Annotated in this window: 3 protein-coding genes; all 3 read right to left on the reverse strand. The window is 36.0% G+C overall.

Translation table 11 applies throughout. From position 1 onward, the window contains the following. On the reverse strand, positions 1-653 hold a 653-nt coding region (locus ACXJH6_RS07200), incomplete at its 3' end, for an MFS transporter (protein WP_456471078.1). A gap of 30 nt (positions 654-683) precedes the next feature. Further along, positions 684-2,204 (reverse strand): bifunctional phosphoribosylaminoimidazolecarboxamide formyltransferase/IMP cyclohydrolase, encoded by a 1,521-nt coding sequence (gene purH / locus ACXJH6_RS07205; RefSeq protein ID WP_456471079.1) that lies wholly within the window; start codon positions 2,202-2,204, stop codon positions 684-686. 146 nt (positions 2,205-2,350) lie between these two features. After that, the coding region (locus ACXJH6_RS07210) for a 6-phosphofructokinase (protein ID WP_456471080.1) at positions 2,351-2,845 on the reverse strand (495 nt) is incomplete at its 5' end.

Consider the following 2,845-nt stretch of genomic DNA (forward strand, 5'->3'; position numbering starts at 1 on the left):
TCACTTACAACAAATAAAAGCATAATATTTAATATGACAAGCTTTTTTATAAATGCCAAATCTTTTTTTAAATCGAATTTATATTCTTTTTTGTTTTTTACATCTTTTATAAAAAAGCTTAAAATTATCGCTGCCGCTCCCGGAAAGAGAGTCCATAAAAAAATATTTCTAAAAGTATCTTCATTTGGAGAGTAAAAATAAAACATCAAAAACACAATCAAAGCCCCGCTCATTTCCCCGGCAACATCAAGCATTTTATGAAGCCCGAAAATTTTACCCTTTTCTTTTCCGTAAGCACTTAAAAGAGCGTCTTTTGGAGCACTCCTTAATGCTTTTGCAAATCTGTCAAGACTTCTGAAAACTGCTATATGCTGCCAGGAAGTAGCAAAATAAAACAGAGGCTTGGAAATTGCCGAAATAATATATCCGCTTACAGCCAAAGGCTTTCTAATCCCGTATCTGTCACTTATGTATCCGAAAATCACCCGGAAAAAATACGATACAAAAGTGGTAATCCCTATTACGATTCCAAGCTTATCAACGCCGTTTTTTAAAACATAAACCAAAAAAAGAGGAAAAGTCGTAGTAATCATAGAACTTGCCATATCCGTAAAAAAACTGACAAGCCCTAATATTAAAACTTCTTTTTTCATAATTTCTCCTCGCCCCTAAAGGGCTTATTTTTAGTGTAAAAAGTGTCTTTTCCCTGTAAAATACATAGCAATTCCGGCTTCATCCGCCGCCTCAATAACTTCATCATCCCTTATGCTGCCGCCAGGCTGGATAATAGCTTTTACGCCTACTTCCGCCGCATAATCCACACTGTCACGGAACGGGAAAAACGCTTCGCTTGCCATACTCGCACCTCTTATATCAAGCCCAAGGCTTTTAGCCTTCTCAACGGCACATCTTGTAGCGTCAACCCTGCTTGTCATTCCCATACCTATTGCCACAAGCTGGGAATCTTTTACAAACGCCACGCAGTTTGATTTGGTAAGTGCCGCTATTTTCCATGCCATTTCCAGGTCTTTTTTATCATCAACACATACTTTTGTTACGCATTTAGCATTAGCCACCTCATCTTCTGTTACAAAATCTGCATCTTGAAATACAAATCCTCCTTCTATATGTTTAAAATCCCACATATCTCCGCTTATTTCAAGTTTTGGACGTCCTACATCAAAAAGTTTTATTCTTTTTTTGTTTTTAAATACTTCAACTGCCTCGTCAGTTATTTTTCCGGCAATGAGTACTTCTACGAAAATTTTGTTAATTTCTTCAGCCAATTCTTTTGTTACCACGCCGTTAACAGCTACAACACCTCCATAAGCACTCACTGGGTCGCACTCAAGCGCTTTTTTCCAAGTTGTAACTAAATCCTCTTTCTTAGCCGCACCGCAAGGGTTAGCGTGTTTTATAATAGTTATAGCCCCCTCCCCAAGACTTACGGCAAGTTTAACAGCTCCGTTTATGTCTGTCAGGTTATTAAAACTTGGTTCTCCTTTTATAATATTAAGTTCATTCCAGAAATCTTCGAATTCATATAATGCGCCTCTTTGATGAGGATTTTCACCGTATCTTGTATTAAATACTTTTTTACCTACGATAAATCTTTTATCACCAAATCCGCCATTAAATCTTTCGTTCATATAATTTGCTATCATACTGTCATACGCGGCCGTATGCTCGTACGCTTTTATCATCAAATCTCTTCTAAATTCATATGTGTCTTTATTTTCTTTTAAAGCCTCAACCACCATATCATAATCATTCGGGTCGGTTACAATAATTACGTCTTTAAAGTTTTTAGCGGCACTTCTTACCATTGTAGGACCGCCGATATCTATATTTTCGATAATTTCATCAAAATCGTCAGTCCTTTCAATTGTCTCTTTAAAAGGATATAAATTAACCGCTACCAAATCTATTCTTTCAATTCCAAGTTTTTTAGCTTCTTCGTCATCAATTCCGCTTCTGTATAAAATCCCCCCGTGGACGTATGGATTAAGCGTTTTTACCCTTCCTCCAAAACACTCCGGAAATTTTGTAATCTCACTGATATCAATCGCTTTAATCCCGTTTTCTTCTAAAACTCTTTTTGTCCCGCCTGTTGAAATAATTTCAAATCCCAAATCAACTAAACTTTTTGCAAAATCAACAATTCCTGTTTTATCAGATACGCTTAAAAGTGCCCTTTTAGCCATTTGAATCCTTTTTTTTATGAAATTATATCATTAATTGTTTTTTCAGCATGAAACAGCCCTGGTTTTGTTAGAAAGATTTAGTGTTTTTTTGAAAAAGAAAAACAGTAAAAGAAAAAGATTTAAAAACTTAACATAATAATTTTACTCTAATCCAGGTAATTCAACAGTTCAAGCACTTTTTCATCAAGTTTATACGGTGTTGAAGTAAGGGTTTTAATATCTACAAAATCATAATCAATACCTTTTCTTACAACGACCATATTTTTCTTATCAAGATTATTTAAAGCTTCATATACAAATTCCCCGGCTATAAGCCTCTCTTTTACAGTCGGTTTGCCACCTCTTTGAATATGACCTAAAACCGTAACCCTGACTTCAATATTAAAGCTCTCTTCAATCCATTTTGCCATTTTTTGAGTTGCCCTGCATCCTTCGGCAACAATGGCTATCATATAGCTTCTTCCGTTTTCAAATTCTTTTTTGAGTCTTTTTTCGTTTTTTTCCCACTCAAACCCAATTTCGGGTATCATACAAATTTCAGCCCCGTTTGCCACGGCACTTACAGCCGCTAAATATCCGCACTCCCTTCCCATCGTCTCAATTACAAAAGCCCTTTTAAAACTGCTTGCGGTATCCCTTAT

This window comes from Caminibacter sp. (genome assembly GCF_053999135.1).

Coding starts and splice junctions, on each gene's coding strand:
- purH (WP_456471079.1), bottom strand. CDS start 2,204: ATGGCTAAAAGGGCACTTTTAAGCGTATCTGATAAAACAGGAATTGTT.